Raw genomic sequence first — 24,431 nt, forward strand, 5'->3', positions numbered from 1 at the left:
GGTTTAACACCAAATGAGTCAGAGAAAAGATACTGGCTTTACTATAAAACCGTGGCCAATTTTACTTGACCACTACAGAGCGCATACTGATTTGGTACTCATGTTTAATTTTTTTATTCATTTACTATCACTAAGATAATGAGTCTGCGAAAGAAAAGAGCAATCCTCGATCGCTAAATAAGAGACGCGAAGCATATCACTGATTATTAAATTAAAGCTTAACTTAAGTGTACTCTTTAGAGACTACATACATTAGATAATGATAAGACATAGATTCTATTCTGCACTTTAATGTGCATTAAAGTGCAGATTTTTAGCTGGATCTGCGACAAAGTGCATACCTTGTCACTAACATAGTTAATTTCGATACTACTGTCACTACTTTAGCTAAACTTTACACTTCTGCAACACAGATAAGCTCTGAGCGCTGCTGAACAGCAGATAGTGACTAAAGTAAGTTCAAGCACATAGCAGTGTATTTTCAGGAGGGAATTTCAGGGTATCTCAGGAGAACAGGTGCCCAGCTCAGCTGAGCAAACAATCTCAAAGGTTGTACAAAATAACACTAAAGTTTTTTCATTAAGTTTTATTGTTATGCTCTTGTGGTGGCTTTCGCCACCACTTTATTAGTTTTCAAGTTCCACCATATCTTTCGCTGCAATGTCACCAGACACTAGCTTTACAGTTGCGAAATGATCATTCACAATTTTAGTAATTTGTACCGTTCCTACCTTTTCGATAGTGTAGGGATCTTCACCTTCACTCAATACTATTCTTTCATGAAATCTAATAACACTGTATTTTTGCCCAACCTCTGCGCCATGCTTAGCACCAATACAGATTAGAGTTCGATTATCAGAACTTTCTACTACCTGACCTCTCATCATGTATTTATGATAAAAAGTGGTATTGGAACAACCCACTAAATATAAACCGAATGTAAGCAATAAAAGAGCTTTTATATAGGGTGTTTTCATCACTGTTACCTCATTTGACTAACTAATTATCTATACACTTTTTTATGAATTCATTTGTTTTTCCGGCCAGCCCCCGAAGGTGCTTGATGACAACTCCAAGGCTTATGAACAGAGTTATCTTTGATGTTCTGATCAACAAATTTATAGTAACTTTCTTTAGTATGTGTCCACCAATCATCATGAACATCTGCGCCATACTTACGGATTACCTCCTCAATCCCATCAAGGCTTACGTTTACGGCATCATAGGCAAGGTGTATTTCACCTTCTTTGATGTTGTAACTAACTTCATCTATACCAAAAAGCTGATCTATTTCTTTTACTAACTCGTCACAGCTTTCTTCTGTGACATTGCTAAGCTTTAGATTTCGAACAACTAAATTTTGCTCTCTAACGCCAACTCTATGATCTAAATCGCTCATAATTTTTCTCCTAATGTTTGTGTGAATGCTGTTGATTGCTATCTTTCATTTCTTCCATTTTGCGGTTCATCTGCGGCAATAAGTGCCAGTGCAGCCCAGCCTGTAGGTGTTGACCAAAAATTAGGGTGTTGATTTTTCATATTGCCCTCCTAAACGACTTTTAAGACACCGCGATACATTTGCATCTGACAGTGAAACTCATGCTCTCCCGGTGATAAGTTCAATAGGGTAATTTGAGTAATTTCATTTAATTTAAGCTGTTCGCTTATATCCAATGAAGGAATAAGCATTGTTTCAGCGCAGGGTGATTGATCTTTGCGCATAAACTTCAGAGTGACAGGTTGACTAGCAGACACTTGGATTGAGGATGGTGAATACACGCCATCCCTCACTTCAATGAGTACTTCATTACCTTGAACAATTGTTTTATTGGGTTTGTATAGCCAAAACCACCAAACAATCAGTGCGATTAACACTAAGCCTAATAAGTTAATTAACATCATCGTGTTTCTCCTTAATTCTCTTTTGCTTTAAACAAGCGAAGTCGATTTGCATTTGACACTACAGTCAATGACGAAAACGCCATTGCAGCACCTGCAATTACAGGGCTAAGCAGAATGCCAAAGAAGGGATATAGAACCCCCGCAGCAAAAGGAATCCCGGCTACGTTATAGACAAACGCGCCAAACAAGTTTTGTTTTATATTTCGTAAAGTAGCTTTGCTTACCGCTATGGCATCAGCTAGGCCATGAAGTGAACCACGCATTAGGGTAATGTCAGCACTTTCGATAGCTACATCAGTCCCTGTGCCTATGGCGAAGCCAACATCGGCTAACGCTAGCGCAGGAGCATCGTTGATGCCATCTCCTGTCATACCAACAATTTCGCCGCCTTCTTGTAGCTCTTTCACCTTGTTGGCTTTATCTTCTGGCAGCACTTCAGCAAGAAACTCACTAATACCCGCTTTTTTGGCAACAGCAGCAGCGGTTTCCTTGTTATCACCCGTTAACATGATGACGCGTATACCATTAGCCTGAAGTCGTTTGATAGCAGAGATTGAGTCTGACTTGATAGGATCTGCAACAGCAATGATTGCTGCAAGTTCACCATCTACAGCAAAGTACATAGGTGTTTTGGCTTCTTTGGCTAAAGACTGCGCTTGTTCAACAAAGCCTGTGAGGTCTATGCCTTTTAACTTCATTAGTTTATCGTTTCCGAAAAGCAGGGCTTTATTGTTGCAGTTTGCTTCTACACCAAAACCCGTAATGGCGTTAAACGCTTCAATTTTTAGTAACTCAATATCCTTATCTAACGCACTTTCAACAATCGCTTGCGCTAAAGGGTGCTCTGAGCCGCTCTCTAAACTTGCAGCAAGCTGTAGTACGTCTTTTTCGTCCGTAGCTTTTGCTAAAACAATATCGGTTACCTTAGGTGCCCCTTCAGTAATAGTGCCCGTTTTATCTAAAATCATGGCAGTGATTTTAGAGGCGGTTTGCAGTGCCTCACCGTTGCGAATAAGCACTCCGGCTTCTGCTGCTTTTCCTACTCCCACCATGACAGACATGGGTGTTGCCAAGCCCAAAGCACATGGGCAGGCAATAATGAGTATAGTAGTTGCTGATACGATGGCAAAAGCAATTGCTGGCTCAGGTCCAAAGTTAAGCCATGCTAGCGCACTTAACACAGAGATGATCATGACAACAGGAACGAAAAAAGCTGAAATAACATCAGCCAAGCGGCCAATCGGCGGTTTAGAATTTTGTGCTCGTTTCACCATATTGATGATTTGCGCAAGCGCCGTGTCTTTTCCAACACGTGTGGCTTTAAACATAATCATGCCTGATTTGTTCAAAGTACCAGCGACAACCTCATCTTCTTCGGCTTTTTCAACAGGCATAGGCTCGCCTGTCAGCATGGACTCATCAATAGAGGTGTGCCCTTCCAATACCACACCATCGACGGGAATTTTTTCACCCGGTTTTACCTTCACAATATCGTTAAATAAAACCTGCTCAATACCTATCTGAACTTCTTTGTTGTCACGAACTACGGTTGCCGTTTTGGCCTGCAAGCCGATAAGACGCTTAATGGCCTCAGAGGTTTTACCTCTGGCTTTTATTTCTAATGCCAGACCTAAATCAATTAAGCCAATGATCATGGCGGTAGCTTCAAAATAAACATGCCGTGCCATTAATGGAACGGCGTCAGGTGCAAACACGACAACCATCGAATACACCCAAGCTGTACCTGTTCCTAAAGCTATTAAAGTGTCCATATTAGCGGAGTGGTTTTTAAAGCTTTTCCAAGCGCCAACATAAAAATGCTTACCTGAAAAATACATAACACCAAAAGTTAAAATGCCTACAACCAGCCAAGACATGCGCTCAAGGTTTGTTTCAACCGTCATTTCTCCAATCACAATGCTGTAGATCATCAAAGGAACGCCGAGTGAAAGGGCAATAAACGTATCGCGCATTAGCTTTTTGTAATATGCAAAATCCGCCGCCTCTTTCTCATCAAGCGCATCTGTTGCTGAGCTATCATCAATTGGCTTCGCGTTATACCCCGCTGACTCAACAGCTTTGATCAATTCTTTTGTTTTAGCTGTCCCATAAACTGTTACTGTCCTATCAGCAAAATTCATTTCCGCACTGACGACTCCAAGAGTTGCCTTCAACGCCCCTTCAATTTTGCCTACACAGCTAGCACACCCAGCACCTTCAATGATAAGCTGTTGGTTATGTGATACTTTCTCCAACGTATTCTTCTTACTTTTACACGAAGAGGATTGAGCTTTTGCCTGACAGCAACAGCCTGATTCAGTTTTTATATTTGTGTTAGTAGCCACCCTTTTTCCTCCTATGCTTTTTTAATTTGCTCAAAGTTTTCGATGAGATGACAAACCATGTTTGCAGTCGGTGCTTTGTCTTCCATTTCTTCCCATCGAGAAAGCGCAGAAGACATTTTTCCTCGAAGTGCCAACATTGCTTGAAACTGCTTTTCTGTTTCTTCAAGCCGCTCTTTGATCAGGCTTCTGACTAATGGGCACGCACTTTTACCATCTTCAGATTCATTAATAATTTCCTTGATATCTGCAACGGAAAAACCAAGGTTTCTAGCACTTAAAATGAATTTAAGTCTCGATACTTCTTTATTCGAGTATGACTTGTAGCCGTTCACTGACTTAGCAGGTTTTAACAATCCTAATCTGGTGTAATAGCGCACCGAATCAGCAGTCGTTCCAAGGCTTTTTGCCAGCTCCGCAACTTTCATATTCACTCCTCAGTTTTTTAACTAAGTTTGTACTCTCATCTTCAGCTTAGACCTGTGTCTAAGACACAGGTCAAGTACTAATTCTAGTGAATAAGCTAAAAACTAATTTTTTGGTAAAAGAGAAATCTCGGTCAAAATCGACAGCATTAAGTACTGTAAATGGCAATAGTTTGAGAATTTTCATAGTGCCTTCAAAATATCGTACTAATCGTTCAAAACAATTGATTATTTAAATCAATGAATAAGTCATTCTATTTTTGATGGGAGTGGCGAAAAAAAGACGCACTGATCCTGTGATTAGCCAATAATTGGTGGACGATAAAGTAAGAGATGGATACCAGATTTTGGTAGAGGTGTACGCTGTAGAAATAGCTCAGAGTAAATATTGCAAATACCTTCCTCTTGCGCTTGCATAAGATAGGCATTTAAATGAAAGCTTGAACAAAATCCCCCCTCACAACAAACACAATCACTAGCTTTGCATTTTTCACAGACTTCATCACCATGACGGTGTTTAGAATCTTGCGAGTTTACAGTGTGATAGTGACTATTGTCATTTATTGATTGATGGTGAATATTTTTGCTTCGTTGCATAATATGCGTGTCGGAAGACCCATTTTGATGTTCTTCACAATTCATTGGCTTAGCTGTAGCAAAACTTTGCTGCGTAAGCAACACAGTTATTATTACTATTTTAAACCACCTGAAAAGTCCAAACATTATCATTCCTTCTTTAGCACCTACAATATTAGCCACTTTATAAAAATAATTTTATGATCTTGATCAACCTTTGAACTAAAACCTCAGGGCAAGATCACGAACATTTAGGACGCACTTTAGCATAACTGATTGACCCCGATCTTCAGCTGTGATCAGATACTGGCTTTTACGCGGAGCCAGTTTATGAACATCGATATTTTTGCGGAGCACTTTTCAGAATTAGAAGACCCAAGGCAAGCCGCTAAGGTCGTTTACCCCTTGTTTGACGTAGTGTTTTTAACGCTTTGCGCAGTCATTGCTGGCTGTGAGGGCTGGGAAGATATTGAAGATTTCGGTGAAAACCGCTTTGACTGGCTGCAAGAACATGGCTTTTTTAAACTGGGTTTGCCGGTACACGACGCCATCGCGCGGGTGATGTCACTGCTGGACAGCGAAGCCTTGCAGCGCTGCTTTGCCAGTTGGATGCAGGCTTGTACAGAGCTTACCGATGGTCAGGTGGTCGCAATCGACGGCAAAACGCTTCGCGGCTCCTACAACCGGGAAGACCGCTGCTCTTCTATTCATATGGTTAGCGCCTTTGCCAGCGCCAATGGTGTGGTAATGGGCCAGGTTAAAACGGACGAGAAGAGCAACGAAATTACGGCGATACCTCAGCTACTTAACTTGCTGGAGCTTAAAGGATGCCAGACAGAGGAGTCCCACATAATAGCCAATATATCAGCGTCTATCGCCCCCTGAATTCCCTCTTCTGCCATTGCACCAGTACTGGCAAAGAACCAAGTAATATTAGCGATCAAAGCCATAACTATATAAGTTCTTGTCCACGTTAAATTCGCTATTACAGCATTAGTATGAGATTCATTATTCTCAAATATTTGCCTGAAAAATGTATAACCAGCAATACAGGCAAAGCCGACGTAAAATACAATTTTTGACAGTACAATGACTGTATTCCAGATATACATTTCCATATCAATCACACAGCCTTATTAATGAACCATAAAGCCGAAGCTATGTTTCATTTTATGACCATCGTTACCTAAGAAGGTTACATCCACAGCATAGTTTGCAGGAGCTAATTTAGGTAGTTTCCATGTAAATTTGCTAGTAGCGACTTTAGAAGGCTCGAATCCAAATTTAAATTCTTCGCCTTGTTTATTGGCCAATGAAACTTTTACAACCCGTACCTCTTTGGTGAACACCAAAGTTAACTCTTCTGGAGGATTCATTAGCATTGCATTATCAGCAGGCACACTTTTTTCAAGATGCACATGCGCAAATACCGCACTACTAAAAACGACACTGATTACGGTTAAAAATTTAATTAGTTTTTTCATATTTACCTCTATTTTAGTTTGTTGAAATTGCTATTTATGGTTTCTTAACTTCGCTAAGCATTACTTTTTAGCTCCGCCTTAGAAAGCTCCTTGTTAAAGGCATTTACTTCAGGCTTTTTAATGATTGAGTAAATTGCAGGGAGTACAATAAGCGTGAGCAGCACAGCGCTTGTCATTCCGCCTACCATAGGAGCAGCAATGCGGCTCATGATCTCAGATCCTGTTCCTGTACCATATAAAATGGGCATCAAGCCGATAATGATTGTTGCAACTGTCATCATTACTGGACGAACTCGTAAGCCTGCACCGTGCAATAATGCATCTTGATATGCATCATCTGAGATGAGTTCTGCTCGCTCCACCGCTTTTTCCTTAAGCTCAGCAAGTGCTTGATTGAGATAGACCAACATTATCACACCAATCTCAACCGCTACCCCAGCTAGAGCAATAAAGCCCACGCCAACAGCCACAGAGAAGTTAAACCCTTCCAGATACATCAACCATAAGCCACCAATCATCGCCATCGGCAAGGTAACGATAATGATAGCCACCTCACTAAACGCTCTGAAGTTTAAGTAAAGTAGAATAACAATAATGGCGAGTGTTAAAGGCAATACATAGGTGAGCTTTTCTTTCGCTCTTTCCATATATTCGTATTGCCCAGCCCAAGTAATTGAATAACCTGCTGGTAGTTTTAGTTTATTAGCCAAGTGTATTTTTGCACTTTCAACATAAGTACCTACGTCAACACCGTCTATATCGATAAACGTCCAGCCATTTAAACGAGCATTTTCACTCTTAATTCCCGGCGGACCGTTCTCAACTCGAATATCTGCGACATCACCTAGTGCAATGCGTTGACCACTTGGTGTTACAACAGGTAATCGTGATAGCTGCTCAGGAGAGTCTCGATAGTCTTGCGGATAGCGTAAGTTAACAGGGTAACGCTCTTGACCTTCTACCGTTTGGGTAACGTTCATACCACCAATAGCTGTAGAAACCACTTGTTGAACATCTTCGATGTTTAACCCAAAGCGACTTGCCTTATCGCGTGAAATATCAACCTTGATATATCGTCCACCTGCAACTCGCTCTGAGTAAACTGATGCTGTGCCTGTAACTTCGGGTAAAATTTGCTCTATTTGTTGGCCGATTTCCTGAATCACATCAAGCTCTGGTCCGGCGACTTTAATACCCACAGGCGTTTTTATGCCTGTTGCTAACATGTCGATTCGGGTCTTGATTGGCATAACCCAAGCATTCGTTAAGCCCGGAAACTTAACCAATTTATCAAACTCAGCTTTTAACGATTCAGTAGTCACACCCTCTCGCCACTGCTCTTGTGGCTTCAATTGAATAAAGGTTTCAATCATGGTTAAAGGTGCAGGATCGGTTGCAGTTTCAGCTCTTCCTACTTTACCAAATACAGTTTCAACTTCTGGCACAGTGCGAATAAGCTTGTCTGTTTGCTGCAATAACTCCCTTGCTTTACCAATTGAAATACCGGGATAGGTAGTAGGCATATACATGAGATCGCCTTCATCCAATGGCGGAATGAATTCACTACCAATTTTATCGACAGGCCAAAAGCCAACGATAGTCACTAATATTGCTGCTACTATTGTCGATTTTGGAAACTTCATGACTTGCTTTAAAACAGGCATGTAGATAGCAATCAATAATCGGTTTAACGGGTTTTTCTTTTCAGAAACAACTTTGCCTCGAATAAAGTAGCCCATCAAAACAGGCACCAATGTGATCGCCAAACCTGCTGATGCCGCCATTGCATAGGTTTTTGTATAGGCGAGCGGAGAGAACATTCTTCCTTCTTGCGCTTCCAAGATAAATACAGGTAAGAATGAGACTGTAATGATCAGTAAGCTAAAAAATAGTGCAGGGCCTACTTCACTCGCAGCCTTAGCAACAATTTGCCAGCGATTTTCATCTGTTAGTGGTGTTTTCTCCATATGCTTGTGCATATTTTCAATCATCACTATTGCACCATCAGTCATCGCACCAATCGCAATAGCGATACCGCCTAAAGACATAATGTTGGCATTGATGCCTTGCATATACATGATAATGAACGACACCAAGATACCTAATGGCAGAGTAACAACTGCCACAATAGATGAGCGAAGATGAAATAGGAAAGCCACACAGACAATAGCAACGACTGCAAGCTCCTCTAGCAACTTGCTCCAAAGATTATCAACAGCACGATCTATTAACTTCGATCTGTCATAGACAGGAACAATCTCCACCCCCTTTGGTAGAGAAGATTTAAGCGATTCAAGTTTTTCTTTTACCCCGTTTATGGTTTGTTGGGCATTTTCACCAAAGCGCATAACGACAACACCACCAACAACTTCGCCTTCACCATTAAGCTCTGCGATACCACGGCGCATTTGAGGCCCTAAATTTACGGTAGCAACATCACCAATACGCAATGGCGTGCCTTGCTCGTTAATACCAAGTGGAATTTTCTCTATGTCTCCAACTGATTGAATATATCCCGTAGCAGTAACCATATATTCAGCTTCCGCCATTTCCACAACGGATGCGCCAGTTTCTTTATTGCCTCGTTTAAGTGCCATTTGGATATGACTTAACGGCACGTTATAAGCTCTGAGCTTGTCGGGATCGACTTGTACCTGATATTGCTTAACCATACCGCCAACGGCGGAAACCTCAGACACGCCCGGAACAGTTTGTAGTTCATACTTTAAAAACCAGTCTTGAATACTTCTTAATTGGCTTAGATCATGGTTTCCTGACTTATCTGTTAAAGCGTAGATGTATACCCAACCCACACCTGTCGCATCAGGTCCTAATTGTGGTTTTGCCGAATCAGGCAGGCTTGATGCTACTTGGCTTAAGTATTCAAGTACTCTGCTTCTAGCCCAATACAAATCAGTATCATCATCAAAAATAATGTAGACGTAGGAATCACCAAAGAATGAGTAACCACGAACAGTTTGCGCCCCCGGCACTGACAACATGGCTGTAGTAAGAGGAAATGTCACTTGATCCTGCACTACTTGTGGTGCCTGTCCCGGATAGCTCGTCTTAATTATCACCTGCACATCAGAAAGATCGGGGAGTGCATCTACTGGCGTTTTTTGTAATGAATACAAACCACCAAACGCGATAATTAAGGTAATCAACAAAACAAAGAAACGATTGCCGATAGACCATCTAATAATTGATTCAATCATTATTTTTCTCCCACTTAATGATTAGAATGATCAACAGCAGCTTTATTTTCCTTGCCGTGTTGTTCATCTGATTCAAGAGAGATTTCAGTGATAACTAAGTCATCTCTAACCTCAAAAGTGAAAGTGACATTATCACCAACATTGAAATCAACTATTTCTATATTGTCCGCGACGATAAAATCCATCGTCGCAGCAGGTCTATCCCACTTCTCTATTGGGCCTCGGCTAATATTTAGAATCCGTGTATCAATATCAATCGCATTAATTAAACCTGATACTGTTGCTGATGATGCTTCAGGCTCACTCATGATATGAATTCCAGTAACTTCATATCCACCGTCTTCGGTTTTGCTCACTTCAAAGTGCAAAGATTGACCAGACTTCAGTGAATCAATATCTACCTTTTCACCTACATCGAAGTCCATTGTCATTTCAGGCCAATCCCAAGCCTCAGCAGGACCATGAGTAATATTAACCATACGATGTCCCGCCATGACGCTGTTGATTTCGCCTTCCATCCAAACAGAGTTAGGCACTTCATCATGAGTCATTCGTTTAAAGTCAGAGCTTTTACTTGATTCAGAATCAATCAAGAATTGGGCAGATGTCACCACAACGTCATCTTCATTTAAGCCGTCTAATATTTCGATGCTGTCGATATCAACCCGGCCAATAGTCACTTCAATAGATTTAAATTGCCCATCACCCAAGGCAAGTACAACTCTGTCTTGTTTCCCAGTGCGAATGACGGCTTCTTTAGGTACGAGTATCGTGCTATCAGCTTGATTAGCGTGAATAGATACTTGGGCAAACATGTTTGGTTTTAATTGATAGTCTGGGTTATCAAATTTCAGTCGCACTCGGAGTGTGCGTGTTTTACTGTTCAATGTTGGATAAACATAATCAACGACACCAGCCCAGTCCTCACCTGGTAAATAATCCAGTGTCATTGATACAGGAAGTCCTTTTTTAATTAAGGCTGCGTCACGTTCAAACACTTCTGCTTCAACCCAAACTTGATCTAGCTGGCCAATGCTTAATAAGGTGTTTCCCGGCTTTACATAAAAACCTTCTCTAACCTTCAAACCATCGACAACACCTGCTTGTGGTGAATAAAAGGTAATTGTTTGCTGAACCTTTCTTGTCTTTTCTAACTTTTGAATGAAATCTGAAGAAAGCTGTAACGCTTTAAGGCGATCTTTGGCTGCTGAAATTAAGGAACTATTATCGCGCTTTAACGCTATTAACAGTTCTTCTTGCGCGTTAACTAACTGAGGAGAATATAGTGTATAAAGAGGCTGCCCTTTCTCTACAGGGTTACCTGCTGCTTTGATGTAAAGTTTTTCAATCCAGCCATCAACCCGTGGGTGGATATGAATTAGCTTATCTTCGTCATATTGAACGTAACCTACCGTTGAGATTTCAGTATGCATATTTTTCAGTTCAACAGGTGCAGTGCGAACCCCAAGGTTATTCACTACATGAGGCGCAATTTTTACTGCTCCGGGGCCAAAGTCATCACCAGATGATCCTTCCTCATACACAGGAATTAAATCCATCCCCATAGGCGACTTACCGGGCTTGTCCCGGCGGTAATTAGAATCCATCGGTGCAACCCAATACAGAGGCTTTTTCTCTGCTGATGTAGCTTCCTCAGTATCACTGTTTGAGCCTGCACCTTGATATAAGCTCAATGCTCCTGCACCTAGTGCTGCCCCAATAATGACGGCAATAATTGTTTTCGTATTCGTTGACATTATTTTTCTCCAAATTGCTTATTGGATAAGTGCTGATTAGTTTTGTGCGAAGTGTGCAATGGCTTATGTTCAGCATTTGATTTAGATTGAGAATGCGCAAAGAAATAGTTGATGCGAGCAACTGTTTTAAGTGCGTCAACATCAATTCTTAAGGCTGATATTCTGGCATTTAATTCTGCGATTCTTGCTCGAACAACTTCGGCAAAATCGCCATCATCATTGGTGTAAGCCGTCAAAGACGCTTCCGCTTGGTCATGAGTTTGTTTAAGGAGTTGTTCTTGATAGATAGATTGTCTATCAGATAAACGCTTAAGCTGTCTAAGTTCCTTTTCCACCGCACTGATCATTTGCTTTGTCAGCAATAGTTTCTCGGTTTTAACAGCCTCTGAATCTGCAATAGAAGCTGCAACTTGCTTATCTTGTCTGTTCTCGGTAAACAACGGTAAATCAAACGTTACCCCAACAGAAAATAAATCAGCTCGGCTATCACCAGAAGGCATATTGTCACGATAGGCATAGCTCGCATTAACACCCCATTGCGGCTTATATTGCTGTTTAGCTAATTCAACACCTTTTTCTGAAGATTTGCGTTTTACATCAATTGCAAGTATGGCTGGATGATTAGCAAGAGCCTGAGCCAATAGATTTCTTGAGTAATTAGATGCTTTTAGGACTGTTGGATTATTCAATTGAATCGAAGGCAATTCTTTTGAGACGCTAAACTCTAGTGGTTGCGCGTCAAAGTTGAATGATTCATTCAATCGGTCAGCATCGTAAATATGAAGCCACTCATTAAGGCGAGCGATTGTCGTTTCTAGTTTCTGCTTTTCCGAAGTTAATCTGTCATCTAACTGCACTATTTCCAATTGAGCACGAATAACATCTTGCTGTCTAGTTTTACCAACAACGTTTGAATAGCTAGCTTTAGCCACTTCCGCCATCTGCTCAAAGAGAGACCAATCATCTTCAATCAATTTAATAGTTTTCTGGGCTAAGTAAGCATCTAACCAAAGTTGTGACACTTGGCTTTTCAACTTAGCTTTACGATCCTCTCGTAGCAGTGGAAATTTCGTGGACTCAATTTGTAACTGGTCTTTCTTGATCTCTAGACTGTCGCCTCTCGGAAACATTTGAGAGACGCCAACCGTTAGCTGAGTCATTCCTTCCTGATCTAAATCCCAAGTATCTGTTGGTAAATTCATTATCCCTAGCGATACTTTCGGATCAGGCAAAGTACCTGAAGCAATACTTCTATTTTCAACTGCACTTTGTTTCAATCGGCTACCATGAAGCCAAGGATCATTTTGCTGAGCTAAGGTGATAGCTTGTTCAAGCGACACTACTTTCTCAGCTTGAGCTGAGAATACAGATAAGCCGAGTATTAGTGCAGTTGAAAGTGAAGTAAGGTTTGAAGCGTTCAATTTCATTAGAATTGCTCCTCGTATGTCTTAACTTTTGCATAGACTTTACTCGTTCCATCTTTAAATAAAATTAATACGTTATATGACATAAAGCGGTCATCGACTTCCATACCGGGAGAGCCAACTGGCATTGCTGGAACTGAAAGCCCAATCGCATTGGGATGTTCTTCTGATAAGAACTGCTGAATAAATTTAGCAGGTATATGACCTTCAAAGGCAAATCCATTTCTACTCACTGCCGTGTGGCATGAACGGTAATTAGGTTTGATACCATACTTAGTTTTGATGTTGTCGATGTTTTGGAAATCTTTGGAATGCGCAACGATCCCTTTGTCTTCAATATGAGTTATCCATTTTTTACAACACCCACAAGTTGGGGTTTTATAAACGATTAACTCCAAAGGTGTTACGTCGTTATTGTGTGCATGCTTATGTTCATTGGCGTTTGCAAACGCAGGTAAAAGCAGCATTACAACTGCTATTTTTAAATACTTATTGATCATTTTTGCCCCCAGACATCGCTGGAAAATAGCTATAGCGCTACGACGCTATATTGACTAACAGAAAAATTAATTAAATGTGCGCGAAATTTAGACGCACTGATCCTGTATTAGGCAAAAATTGGTGGACGATAAAGGGAAGTGGAAATTGAATGAGGTTGTTTAGATTGCAGAGCAGCTACAGATTCACGCAATATTTGAATATCTGTCGAGTCAACACTGGAATTTAGGACTGTCGTAGATGAGCAAGCATTTGCAGGACAAATACATTCAACGTCACAACAATCTTCTGATTGACCATTACTGCTTTTATTCATATCACCATGATCCATGTTCATGTGTGATTCGTGACAACCTGATGACATTTCGTAAGGCATAGCAGAATACGCAAATGCTTGCCCTACAAAGGCAAATAGCATAAGCGTTATTACTAAGACTTTTGAAAATGCTTTAGACATAAAATTCTCATAAAACAATACACCTCCTATGCTAATACAAATTTTCGAATAAGTAAATTGATGTCATGTAAACATTTATGAATATTTGCTGAGGGATCCCCTCGAATTTGACCATAGTATCAGCTCTTTTCCAGTTTGATGACACCCCAGTCAAACTCTGCGGCCCAGAGCATGACTTGCCGTCTTGCCGCTTGTATCTCTTCTTCAGTTAAGCCCAGCTGGGCGGCCTTTGATAATCGCATTCCCAGGTAGTTAAATGAGAGTACTCGCCGATGTTTGATGCTGTTAGCCTGAAACTGCAAGTGCTTCCCGGCCAGCTCTGCCGCCAGCCCTATCATGTAATGCAACCAATTTGCCAGTGCCGCCAATAGCAACAGCACTTCCAATCGTTCGCGTTTATAAGTACGGTGGGCTTCGCTACCTAAGCCATAGGTCTGGCTTTTCTGGTCGCGGAAGCTCTCTTCTATTTGCATGCGTTTGCCGTAGCATTTGGCAATCTTCGTCGCGTAATCGAAGCAATTGGGCAAGGATGAGACCAACAACCACGGCTCTTTATATTGCTTGTGTTTGTCGGATTTTCGCAGCTTCCAACCGGTGCCCACCAGCACGGCGTGAGTGCGATATTGCTGGGCTTTGGTCAGCTGAACTTCACCCAATAGCTGCGGCGTGGAGCGCGCCTTTTTGTACACTTTTGCCTCGGTGACAAAGTCATTTTGTCCAGGCAGTTGCAGTGTCTGGTTGCCACGCACTCTGGCAATGTAGTGCCAGCCGAGCTTACGTATTTGCTTAAACCACGGCACTTTAAAACCCGCATCGGTAATAATCACCGGCTTAAAATCTGCTGGCAGTACCTGCTTTAATCGGTGTAAAAACGCCTTGTGTACGTGCGGACACGTATACTCGTCCATCGGTGCGACCACCTGATGTAACGTCAGCGGGCGACCTTCCAGCGCCAGGCTGGCACGCAGGATAAAATGGCGCTTTTCTGTGTCGGCATTGCTCCAGCCCACTAAAATCAGCGGCTGTTTTCCCTGGCGCAGCAAGCGTGTCATTTTGCCATAAATAAGCGGTGCCTCTGCTTGAAGCGCTTCATTTTTCAGCAAGCGGTCAGCGCGTTTAATACCATGCTTTTCAGAGGTTTTACTGTCAAAACCTCGCCCGATAGCGGTTACGGTGCATTGGCGATTTTGCATCAAGCTTTGTACTGCCGCCCCCAAAGCAAAAAACCGGGCTTTGTGCATACATTTTGGGGTGACAAATGAGAGGAAATCGGCGAGCATTGTTTTTACATTCATGGCAGCATTCATGGTTAGGTGTTTTTGGCGAAAGATCAGATCGGGAACTGCCATGAATGTTCCCTTCGCCTCTAACTATTTGTTTTATCTACGCCATTCGTGGGGATTCGTCAGCTATATTGCTTTAATTAAACTTACAAATACTTTTAGGTACATCTGATATTTGTGCAAGCTATAAATTCGTTGCTCACCATTGACTAGAAGTGTCCGCTTTTGGCACACAGCAGAAGTATCACTTGCGTCACCAAATTCATCAAATAGCTCATACTACTATCTGAACGGTAAATTGAGTTTAAGGCATGTGCGGAAGACTTAACGTAATTGACGACCCCGGTGTTAGAGAACTGTGTGAAGGACTGCAGATCCAGCTGTTCCCTGAGAGCCAAATATTTAGCAGGTTTATTCGGGCTACGAATCAGGTCAGTATTGTCAGGCAGAGAGATCGCGTCCATAGAATGGACAATGCTATTTGGTGGCTGTTACTTGAGCAAACTGCTACCGGCTTTAAGCCATCTAAGTACACTTCGTTTAACACTCGGTATGACAAGCTTAATTTTAAGGGAACTGCTGGCTACCAGGCATACCGCCATAGTCGGTGTGTTATTCCAGCTAAGGGCTTTGGCGAAACGGAGTACGTGAACAACAAGCCACTGCATTACCATGACCTAGTTGCTAAAGATGGCGCTATTTTACTTGGCGGCCTGTGCAGGGAGGAGACTATAAAATCTTCTGTGTAAGTGGCTGTTTATCATAACGATACTCGGTCACCGTACATGATCATAAACTGCGTCATGGCAGGCTTCCAATCTCGCTGTGGCATTGTCCACTTTTTAGCAATCTGGTGTAAAGCCAGATACAACAACTTCAACACCGCATCATCATTAGGGAATGACCGTCTGGTCTTGGTGACCTGACGCAGGCTGGCGTTTAGCGATTCAATGGCATTGGTGGTGTAAATGACCTTGCGTATATCCGGCGGGTAATCGAAGAACACGCTCAGTCGTGTCCAGTTGTCGCGCCAGGATTTGCTGATGCTTGGATGCTGGTTATCCCAGGTTTCGGCGAACTGCTCCAGTGCCTGCTCTGCTTGCTGCAAGGTAGCTGCGCCATAGATAGTTTTAAGGTGTGCTGCGACGGCTTTACGCTCTTTCCAGCTGACGAAGCGCAGGCTGTTGCGGATTTGATGCACGATGCACAGTTGTATCTGCGTTTTAGGGTAAACCGCCTCAATCGCTTCCGGGAAGCCTTTGAGGCCATCAACGCAGGCGATAAAGATATCTTCCACACCGCGGTTTTTCAGCTCGTTCATCACCGACAGCCAGAACTTGGCACCTTCGGTTTGCGCTATCCATAAGCCCAGTAGCTCTTTCTCGCCATCTGTGTTTACGCCAAGGGCAAGGTAGACAGACTTGTTCTGAATGCTGCCAGAATCGCGACTACGCACGACCAGGCAGTCCAGATACACTATCGGGTACACCGGCGCTAATGGCCGCTGCTGCCAGGCTTTAACCTCGTCCAGTACGGCATTGGTTACCTGGGAGATAAAGGTCGGTGAGACTTCAACACCATAGGCTTCTTCAAAGTGGGCCTGAATATCGCGGGTAGACATACCTCTGGCATACAGCGAGACAATTCGCTCATCAAAACCACCGAGCTGTTTCTCGCCTTTCTTAACCAGCTTAGGTTCAAAGCTGCCATTACGGTCTCGCGGTGTTTCAAGCTCGATATCGCCGTGCATGCTGCGTACTGATTTACGGCTTTTACCGTTGCGGGAGTTACCGCTGTTTTTAACGGCGGCATCATGTTTGGCATAACCAAGATGCTGCTCCATCTCGGCTTCAAGCGCACGCTCAGCAAGCTTTTTGGTCAACTGCTTAAGAATTCCTTGCTCACCAAGCAGGTCTTCCGGGGATTTATAGTCAGCTAATAACTGATCGATAAGCTGGTCTGATACTGGCATTCTTTATTCCTTTCAATTACATGGATAGAATGCCACTTACACAGATTTTTTTACACTCTCCCAATTTCACAAAAGAATTGATATGCAAGCCTGTCCATTTTGTGTTGACGGCTTTATGTGGCGACTCAGGGCCCATCAATTATAACTTATCAATTATAGATGGCGTATCACCAAATTGATTTTGCCTACGCCGGCGTGATGTTTAAGATCACGCATCTTTAAATTTTAACGTTCAAGACATTATTTTTCGTTTAAATTGCTGTTTTAGCAGTAATGAATTACCAATTACTGATAATGAACTGGCGGTCATTGCCACGACCCCAATCATTGGGTGTAGTAAACCAATCGCAGCAATCGGGATAGCTGCAATGTTATAGGCACTGGCCCAAATCAAATTTTGCACAATCTTATTAAAGGTCGCTTTTGATAGATGCATTGCATCAACCACGCCAGTCAATTCGCCCCGCACCAGGGTTACGTCGGCCGCCTCTATAGCGACATCAGCCCCTGCACCAATAGCAATGCCGACGTTAGCTTGTTTTAGCGCCGGCGCATCATTAATGCCATCTCCGACCATGGCCACATAGTTGCCATATTTTTTTTGAAGTTCGCGCACCGCATCGACTTTGCCGGCGGGCAACACACCCGCCTGCACTTCATCGATGCCAACCTCATTAGCCACAGCGCGAGCCGCACGCTCATTATCGCCAGTGATCATCACCACATGCAGGCCCAGCTCATGCATGCCACGAATGGCAGCAACTGACTCCTGTTTGATGGTATCGGCCACTGCGACAACACCGCAGGCTTTACCGTCAACCGCAACCAGCACAGCGGTGCGGCCACGCCCTTCCAGCTCATCTAATGCCTGATCCAGCGCTTGCAGGCCTGTGACGCCCTCTTCATCGAGCAATTTGCGGTTACCTATCAGCACGAACGCACCCGCAACCATGCCAGAAACGCCACGGGCACCGGTAGAGCGAAATTCAGTCACCTCGCCAGGTGTTACATTGCGCTCGCGTGCGCCCTCAACAATAGCCCGGGCAATGGGGTGCTCAGACGCATTTTCTACTGTCGCGGCCCATTGCAGCAATTGTTGTTCGGTCACGCCGTCAGCGGTTGTCAATTCAGTCAGTTTGGGTTCACCACGGGTAATAGTGCCGGTTTTATCCAGTACTATCACTTTAATGTCTTTAAAGGTTTGAATCGCTTCACCGGATCGGATCAAAATGCCGCGCTCTGCACCAATACCTGAACCCACCATCAGTGCCGTCGGGGTAGCCAAGCCTAACGCACAGGGGCAAGCAATAACCAACACGGCAATGGCCGATAGTATCGCCAACACTGTTGTGCTTGCAGTTGGGTCGACCCAGGGTAAAAAGCCGGCCCCCCACTCCAGCATAGGCCGCAAGCTGTCAACAGCCAATAGCCAAACAATCAGGCTGCCGAGCGAAATAAATAACACGATAGGAACAAAGCGGCCAGTCATACGGTCAGCAAATTCCTGAATGGGCACCCGAGAACCCTGAGCCTGTTCCACTAATTTAATAACCTGAGATAAGAAAGTATCGGCCCCCACTTTGGTGACTTTTACCCGCAACCGACCTTCTTTATTAATAGTGGCCCCGATGACGGTGTCGCCGGCGGCCTTAAACACCGGCACTGATTCACCAGTGGCTATCGATTCGTCCAGATGGCTCTCACCATCCAGTACTTCACCGTCTGTTGGTACCTTATCACCAGGACGGATCAGCATCACATCGCCAGGCTTTAACTCCTTGACCGGTATCTCCAGCTCTGCGCCGTCTCGTTCAATGCGAGCGGTTTTAGCTCCCATAGTCAATAACTTACGGATAGCCTGAGAGGCTCGACCCTTCGCTTTGGCTTCCAAAAAACGCCCCAGCAAGTGAAAGGTCATAATAGTGGCAGCCATTTCGATAAACGAGGTCATACTATAAAAAAAGCCTGCCAGGCCAATCAGATAAGGGGGAATACTGCCAAGAGAAATCAGCACGTCCATGTTAAACGTGCGGTTGGTCAGTGAGCGCCAGGTAGAATTATGAGTTGCCGCACCGCCAAACAAAAATACCACTGGAAAGGCTAGCAACGCGACAATAGCCAGGTATCCAGGAATGGGTTGCCAGAACATATGAGGCAACATCAGTAGCATAATCATGGCGGTAGGGAGCCCGGCTATCCAAAGTCGTTTGTGGGCTTGGGTTAAATACGCTGCATCAATTTCAGCGTCGTGATCGGTGTCAGTATCATTGTCAGCGGACGCTTGCGCCACATCATAACCGGCTTTTTCAACAGCAGTGCGGATATCATCCAGAGTTAACAACGCTGAGTTATAGCTAAGCTGCACCCGATGCGCTGCAATATTAGTGCTAATATCACCAATCCCTTCCAGCCGCTTCAACGATGTTTTCACGATCCCGGCGCAGTGATCTGAGCCCATGCCCGGCACTGTCAGGCGAGCCTGACTTTTGTTACCTTGTGTTACACTGCTCATAACGTTTCCTTAAGCTGTGACTAAAATTAACATCGCTAAACTTGAAGATTTACATTCCAGGCCTAAACAAAAAAGGGGTTAGTTACAGATCGCTCATTCGGCCAGTCTGCCTGGACAGCCGCATGGCTTCATGCTCTTCCATTGCCAGTAACGAACCCAGCAATGCTTTCGCTTCAGGAATGTCAGCCCTCGCCTCAATATCCCGGTAAAGCTCTATAACCTGTTGATGATAATCAAATACCTCGTTACAGATTTCATCAAAACTAAGGCTTGCGTAGCGGTCGTCACAAGTTCGGTGTGACTGAATGGGCTGATGAGATAGATAGTCATAAATGTAGGTTTTCAATACTTTAGGTGCTGCCTGCTGTTCGAATAACTTGAGCATGATTTCAATTTTTGCTTCATGCTCAGCCAGATAGTCCAGCAATAGCCGGGCTTGCTCTTGCTCATTCTTAATAGCACAGTGTGCAAGACACAATGCCAAGTGTTGATGCAGCTGGCGGGTCCAATCTATCAGGTCTGAAAAGGTTTTAATTTCCATGTCGTGAGCCTCAAAATTACTGATCGAGCTAAACGTTAATAAATCACTGTTTGCTTACCTAAAATAGCAATACCGTTCATTCGTCACTGTCCTGTTGTTTCTTACGTGCGGCATTTTCAGCATGGGCGTGACGGCGCCGCAAGTTCCAACCGGCCAGGGCAAGTACTACCAATAGTGCAATACCACTAATAATAGTAATAATTTGCGGATTCATCGGAAGCTCCTCAGATCTAAGCTTTGGATACGGGGAATAAACATCGGCACGCGTTGCTGATAAGCGCGATATTCATTGCCAAACAGCGCCAGCATGTGGCTTTCTTCCTTACGCGCTAAAAAGGTGTAAGCCAGAACAATTATCGGAAAGGCCAATACAGAGACTATCGTCGGCCAGTGCACCACCCCTTCACCAAACACGATAAGAAACAGGCCGCTGTATTGCGGGTGACGGACATGGGCATAAATGCCATCTGTCATTAGTACCGCACTGCGTCGCGCCAGATGAATTCGGCGCCAGCCTTCTGCGACAAGTGTTGCACCATAAAACACCAGCGCATAACCAAGTAGCATGGCAATAATATGTGCAGTGGGTGTACCAAATAATTGTGCCCACAAGTTGCCGCCGTCACCCCAAGCCAGATCTAGGCCAAAAAAGCGCGCCAAAAAATATATAGTTAACGGAAAGCCATACATTTCGGCGTAAAACGCAATAATAAAAGCCTGCAGCACGCCGGCGCGAGTCCACTCTTTCCAGCTATCGGGTGCCAGATAGCGGTACATTAACCACGAAATAATAACGGAAACGATAATGGCAGATCCCCACATGCCAATGTGCATTTGCGTGCTCCTGTTTTAAAGAAGGTGCTAGCCAAACATTAAGGGCCATATTGTTATTCCTGGTGCTTAGAATGCGCAGACTGTTTTTTTCCGTCCTCTACGCCGCGGCGATAGGCATCATCTGCATTCTGGTTAATATCGCCGTGATGGTGCCCGCCATGCCCTTTATGCATAAATACATGCATCAGCGGACACAGCAACAAAATCAGATAAGGTAAATAGGGCAGAAGGTGGCTACCATGCTCAACTAACAAAAAATAAAGCGCGGCTACAACTAAAATAACAACCGTTAGACCATGCAAACCTTTCCAGTTTCCGGCTTTAATTGCCATGATAACTCTCCCTTTGTTGCCGTTGTGAAAGTATATACAATATGTCCGCTTAGTCATTAATCCAGATCAATGATTTGGCTAATACGGAATAAAGGTGGCAGTCAAGAGGCAATATTCATACCTGCGCCTTCGGCTTGGTCATCGGCATCACTATATGCGGTAACAAAAAGTTGAAACAAAAATGCGCTTGTCGAAGCGGATATCACCAATCACAGTGAACAGCTCACAGACGCAGGAAGAAATTCTGGCAGCACTGGAAGAAATTGGTTACCCAGCAACGCCGGCAGCGTCAGTAGCGTCGTGTTGCAATGCTGAAATGAGCTGCAAGTCAGCAAAAATGGCGGACTAACATTTCGCTGTGGTAAGCCGTGCGGCAGGTTGCAAGCCTGACCGCACTTCTCATAGTACTAATTTAGCTAAAACAGTGATTTAGTTGTCATTACAGCACCGCGTAGCAGCAAGGATTGACACTACACTACTTACTGCATGGCAGCATCACTGATGTGAGCGTAAACGCTGGCGCTGCCATCTTTATGCAGCAGCAGAATGTCGTACGGCATAAAGCGGCCTTCCACTTCCATACCCGGTGATCCAAGCGGCATCGCCGGTACACTCAGGCCAATTGCATCCGGGTGCGACTCAGCAAGAAATTTCCGGATGTATTTAGCAGGGATATGGCCTTCAAAGGCATATCCCTGCTCCGATACGGCGGTGTGACAGGAGTAATACTGTGGCGTGATGCCATAGCGCTCTTTTATGCCGCTTAGATCATCATAGTCTTTCGTCTGTGCAACCACTCCCTGCTGTTCAAGGTGCGATACCCACTTTTTACAGCAACCGCAGCTTGGCGTTTTGTATACCGTGAGGGTTAGTGCTGCCGCATTGCCAGCACTGTCGGACAAAGCTGTAGTTTCCGGTTTAGCCGGGCCGGCGTCGTTACAACCTGCCAGTAGCGCAGTGGCTGCCAGCATTGCCGCTATCAGAGTTAACTTCATAGTGCTCTCCCGCTGTTGCCTTAGTGCGACCAGTGCACATGCACGATCTTCCAACCGGCGCTTGTATCTACCAGCACCAGCGTTTCTTTACTGATAACGTCAACCGGCTTGCCTTTATAGTCGCCAGTCAGTTGGCTGCGGCTAACCGAATAGGCCACCTTGCCCAGCACCTTGGTCTGATGTTCCAGCGCCTCTACCTGTACCGCCGCCATAAATTTCATATCGGCCAGCATATGGTGACTGGCATACTCATCTGCCGAGCGCTCTACGCCATTACCTTCGACAATCAGTACGTCATCTGCCAGCATGGCGCGAGCAGCAGCGGCATCGCCAGATCGTAACGCCTGATGAAATGCTTTTACCGCTTGCGCTGGCGCTGTATTTTCGCCGACAAACAAGGCAGGGGTGTTAGGCTTTTCATTGCCATGTGCCAGCGCACCAGCGGATGACAACAACGCCATGCCTAAGGTTATAACAGCTAAGGTTTGGATTTTTTTGCTTAATATCATAGGTATCCTGTTGTCATTATTTGGATAAAGCTGACTTATCTTGCTAAGCCAACTACAGTGGTAAAGCTGCTGCAGGTTACCAGTACCAATAACGCCAACAGCATTTCGATAAAAATAGACCGTGCCAGCAACCGGCTGTTCTGATGCTGCGCCAACGCTTTCACCAGATTAAATTTATGCCAGGCTGCCAGCAGTAACATAGCCGCGACCAACATCAGCTTTAACAGCATTAAACGACCATAGTCGGTTACAAACAGTGCTGCAGGCGAATCGAGTAGCTGCAGTAGTATCAACACGCCACAGCTGATAAGCACTAACACCACAATTACCGCTACGCGGCCAAACTGCTGCATCAGTGCCAGTAACCTGTCCGGGGCTAAGCGGTAACAGCTTTGCCACAGCGGCAGCAAGGACCCAACCCAAGCCGCAATCGCAAGCACATGTAGCGTTAGCAGCAGCTGCCACAGGCCAGTCAAACTGGCCACATGGCCGGTTTGGCTGAAACTGCCGGCCAGCAATAACGCAGCGATACTCACTAGCGTAATACTAACCACTTTGTTGCTATGTTTAACACGCCAGGCCCAAAGCGACAGCGTCGCAAACCCACATAGCAGTAACAGCAGCTGGGTGCGCATTGCCGATTGCCAAACCATCTGCAGCATCAGGCTATCGGCCATGCCCGCTATACCGGCCTCGGCTAGCGCGCCAGCCTGCAGCGGCAGATACAGCAGCGCCAATAGCATACCCACGGCCGACCAGCCCAGTACAAGACGCTTTAACCACTGCCGAAAAGCGAGGTTGTCAGACTGTTGTTGTATTTGAGGCTTTGATTGCCGCTGAGCCAGCGCCGGCAACTGCAGCAAAAACGCCGCACCAATACTGCCGCTAACCGCAAGATAACTCAGCAGCTTGTGGGCAAATAAGGCTAACACCCAGGCATCGCTAAACATCATCAAACCTCGTTTATTTAGTGCTGATGTGCGTGCGCGCTATCAGCTTTCACTCCGCTGTCCTTGCTAGCGTGCAGCATAAAACTGAAATCACCTTTCATTTTATGACCGTCTTCGCCCAAACCTACCCAGTTAACCTGATAACTACCGATCTCCAGCACTGGCAACGGCCAGCTAAACTGCGTGGCGACAGCGGTGGGCGTAAAGCCAAAATCGACAGTGTTACCGTTATCGTGCAACAGCGTGACTTTCGTCAGCCGGATCGGGCCACTAAAGCTGATACTGAGTACATCCGGTGCCTGCATTAGCATGGCGTTATCCGCCGGCACCGAGCCGCTTTGTTTAACATGCGCCAGCACAGGCCCGGCAAACGCCAAACAGAGCAGAGTAAGCAGCGGGATTAATTTTTTCATGTTGATC

24 protein-coding genes and 1 pseudogene are annotated in these 24,431 nt (G+C 44.5%); 2 read left to right on the plus strand and 23 right to left on the minus strand.

Translation table 11 applies throughout. The features are described 5' to 3' along the window. Window positions 1–626: 626 nt before the first annotated feature. The 6 genes from KQY15_RS07235 to KQY15_RS07260 all read right to left on the minus strand — a co-directional run bounded on the left by KQY15_RS07235 (window position 627) and on the right by KQY15_RS07260 (window position 5,392). Window positions 627–977 (minus strand): hypothetical protein, encoded by a 351-nt coding sequence (locus KQY15_RS07235; protein WP_004589646.1) that lies wholly within the window; start codon window positions 975–977, stop codon window positions 627–629. A gap of 50 nt (window positions 978–1,027) precedes the next feature. Further along, window positions 1,028–1,399 (minus strand): cation transporter, encoded by a 372-nt coding sequence (locus tag KQY15_RS07240; protein WP_217668539.1) that lies wholly within the window; start codon window positions 1,397–1,399, stop codon window positions 1,028–1,030. A gap of 149 nt (window positions 1,400–1,548) precedes the next feature. Beyond that, window positions 1,549–1,902 (minus strand): cupredoxin domain-containing protein, encoded by a 354-nt coding sequence (locus KQY15_RS07245; RefSeq protein WP_134057859.1) that lies wholly within the window; start codon window positions 1,900–1,902, stop codon window positions 1,549–1,551. Window positions 1,903–1,913: 11 nt separating this feature from the next. Then, window positions 1,914–4,247, minus strand: a complete 2,334-nt coding sequence (locus KQY15_RS07250) for a heavy metal translocating P-type ATPase (RefSeq protein WP_308160232.1) — start codon at window positions 4,245–4,247, stop codon at window positions 1,914–1,916. An 11-nt stretch (window positions 4,248–4,258) separates the two neighbouring features. Next, on the minus strand, window positions 4,259–4,672 hold the full coding sequence (locus KQY15_RS07255) for a MerR family transcriptional regulator (RefSeq protein ID WP_217668540.1): 414 nt from the start codon (window positions 4,670–4,672) through the stop codon (window positions 4,259–4,261). Between the two features lie 297 nt (window positions 4,673–4,969). Next, entirely contained in the window at window positions 4,970–5,392 is a 423-nt protein-coding gene (locus KQY15_RS07260; RefSeq protein WP_217668541.1) for a hypothetical protein, read from the minus strand. A 183-nt stretch (window positions 5,393–5,575) separates the two neighbouring features. On the opposite strand from KQY15_RS07260, the pseudogene KQY15_RS07265 reads away from it, so the two are divergent. Next, window positions 5,576–6,076: pseudogene (locus tag KQY15_RS07265) on the plus strand (ISAs1 family transposase); the annotation flags it as partial. A gap of 305 nt (window positions 6,077–6,381) precedes the next feature. On the opposite strand, the gene KQY15_RS07270 reads toward KQY15_RS07265, so the two are convergent. From KQY15_RS07270 to KQY15_RS07300, 7 genes are all read right to left on the minus strand, one after another. Then, complete coding sequence (locus KQY15_RS07270) at window positions 6,382–6,729, minus strand: copper resistance CopC family protein (RefSeq protein WP_010558032.1); 348 nt, start codon at window positions 6,727–6,729, stop codon at window positions 6,382–6,384. Between the two features lie 53 nt (window positions 6,730–6,782). Continuing rightward, on the minus strand, window positions 6,783–9,947 hold the full coding sequence (locus KQY15_RS07275; RefSeq protein WP_217668542.1) for an efflux RND transporter permease subunit: 3,165 nt from the start codon (window positions 9,945–9,947) through the stop codon (window positions 6,783–6,785). 14 nt (window positions 9,948–9,961) lie between these two features. After that, window positions 9,962–11,704: an efflux RND transporter periplasmic adaptor subunit gene (locus KQY15_RS07280; RefSeq protein ID WP_217668543.1), complete on the minus strand. Its 1,743-nt coding sequence runs from the start codon at window positions 11,702–11,704 to the stop codon at window positions 9,962–9,964. Next, on the minus strand, window positions 11,704–13,131 hold the full coding sequence (locus KQY15_RS07285; RefSeq protein WP_217668544.1) for a TolC family protein: 1,428 nt from the start codon (window positions 13,129–13,131) through the stop codon (window positions 11,704–11,706). Before KQY15_RS07285 ends, KQY15_RS07280 begins: the two co-directional genes overlap by 1 nt. Next, on the minus strand, window positions 13,131–13,628 hold the full coding sequence (locus KQY15_RS07290) for a DUF411 domain-containing protein (protein WP_217668545.1): 498 nt from the start codon (window positions 13,626–13,628) through the stop codon (window positions 13,131–13,133). Before KQY15_RS07290 ends, KQY15_RS07285 begins: the two co-directional genes overlap by 1 nt. Window positions 13,629–13,735: 107 nt before the next feature. Continuing rightward, the gene (locus KQY15_RS07295; protein ID WP_217668546.1) at window positions 13,736–14,083 is read right to left on the minus strand and encodes a hypothetical protein; all 348 of its coding nucleotides are present in this window, start codon (window positions 14,081–14,083) and stop codon (window positions 13,736–13,738) included. Window positions 14,084–14,202: 119 nt separating this feature from the next. Continuing rightward, entirely contained in the window at window positions 14,203–15,378 is a 1,176-nt protein-coding gene (locus tag KQY15_RS07300; protein ID WP_217668995.1) for an IS4 family transposase, read from the minus strand. A gap of 299 nt (window positions 15,379–15,677) precedes the next feature. Between KQY15_RS07300 and KQY15_RS19285 the strand changes: the two genes are divergently transcribed. Then, window positions 15,678–16,115: an SOS response-associated peptidase family protein gene (locus KQY15_RS19285; RefSeq protein WP_372449314.1), complete on the plus strand. Its 438-nt coding sequence runs from the start codon at window positions 15,678–15,680 to the stop codon at window positions 16,113–16,115. 11 nt (window positions 16,116–16,126) lie between these two features. Here the strand turns inward: KQY15_RS19285 and KQY15_RS07310 are convergent, their stop codons facing one another. The 10 genes from KQY15_RS07310 to KQY15_RS07355 form a co-directional block, all read right to left on the minus strand. Beyond that, window positions 16,127–17,338 carry an IS256 family transposase gene (locus KQY15_RS07310; RefSeq protein ID WP_217668547.1) on the minus strand — a complete coding sequence of 404 codons (1,212 nt, stop codon included), beginning with the start codon at window positions 17,336–17,338 and terminating at the stop codon, window positions 16,127–16,129. Window positions 17,339–17,570: 232 nt separating this feature from the next. Continuing rightward, window positions 17,571–19,850, minus strand: coding sequence for a heavy metal translocating P-type ATPase (locus KQY15_RS07315; protein ID WP_217668548.1), 2,280 nt, complete (start codon window positions 19,848–19,850; stop codon window positions 17,571–17,573). 82 nt (window positions 19,851–19,932) lie between these two features. Beyond that, window positions 19,933–20,391: an ATPase gene (locus tag KQY15_RS07320; protein WP_217668549.1), complete on the minus strand. Its 459-nt coding sequence runs from the start codon at window positions 20,389–20,391 to the stop codon at window positions 19,933–19,935. Between the two features lie 76 nt (window positions 20,392–20,467). Next, window positions 20,468–20,605, minus strand: a complete 138-nt coding sequence (locus KQY15_RS07325) for a hypothetical protein (protein ID WP_019677908.1) — start codon at window positions 20,603–20,605, stop codon at window positions 20,468–20,470. Then, on the minus strand, window positions 20,602–21,225 hold the full coding sequence (locus KQY15_RS07330) for a methyltransferase family protein (protein WP_019677907.1): 624 nt from the start codon (window positions 21,223–21,225) through the stop codon (window positions 20,602–20,604). Before KQY15_RS07330 ends, KQY15_RS07325 begins: the two co-directional genes overlap by 4 nt. Window positions 21,226–21,278: 53 nt before the next feature. Next, window positions 21,279–21,557 carry a DUF2933 domain-containing protein gene (locus KQY15_RS19235; protein ID WP_019677906.1) on the minus strand — a complete coding sequence of 93 codons (279 nt, stop codon included), beginning with the start codon at window positions 21,555–21,557 and terminating at the stop codon, window positions 21,279–21,281. A 479-nt stretch (window positions 21,558–22,036) separates the two neighbouring features. Next, window positions 22,037–22,552: a DUF411 domain-containing protein gene (locus KQY15_RS07340; RefSeq protein WP_217668550.1), complete on the minus strand. Its 516-nt coding sequence runs from the start codon at window positions 22,550–22,552 to the stop codon at window positions 22,037–22,039. A 20-nt stretch (window positions 22,553–22,572) separates the two neighbouring features. After that, entirely contained in the window at window positions 22,573–23,061 is a 489-nt protein-coding gene (locus KQY15_RS07345; protein ID WP_254795529.1) for a YybH family protein, read from the minus strand. 35 nt (window positions 23,062–23,096) lie between these two features. Beyond that, window positions 23,097–24,014: a CopD family protein gene (locus KQY15_RS07350; protein WP_254795531.1), complete on the minus strand. Its 918-nt coding sequence runs from the start codon at window positions 24,012–24,014 to the stop codon at window positions 23,097–23,099. Between the two features lie 14 nt (window positions 24,015–24,028). Then, window positions 24,029–24,424 carry a copper resistance CopC family protein gene (locus KQY15_RS07355; RefSeq protein WP_217668551.1) on the minus strand — a complete coding sequence of 132 codons (396 nt, stop codon included), beginning with the start codon at window positions 24,422–24,424 and terminating at the stop codon, window positions 24,029–24,031. Window positions 24,425–24,431 lie beyond the last annotated feature (7 nt).

It is taken from the genome of Arsukibacterium indicum, from assembly GCF_019100565.1.
GTDB classification, from domain to species: domain Bacteria; phylum Pseudomonadota; class Gammaproteobacteria; order Enterobacterales; family Alteromonadaceae; genus Alishewanella; species Alishewanella indicum.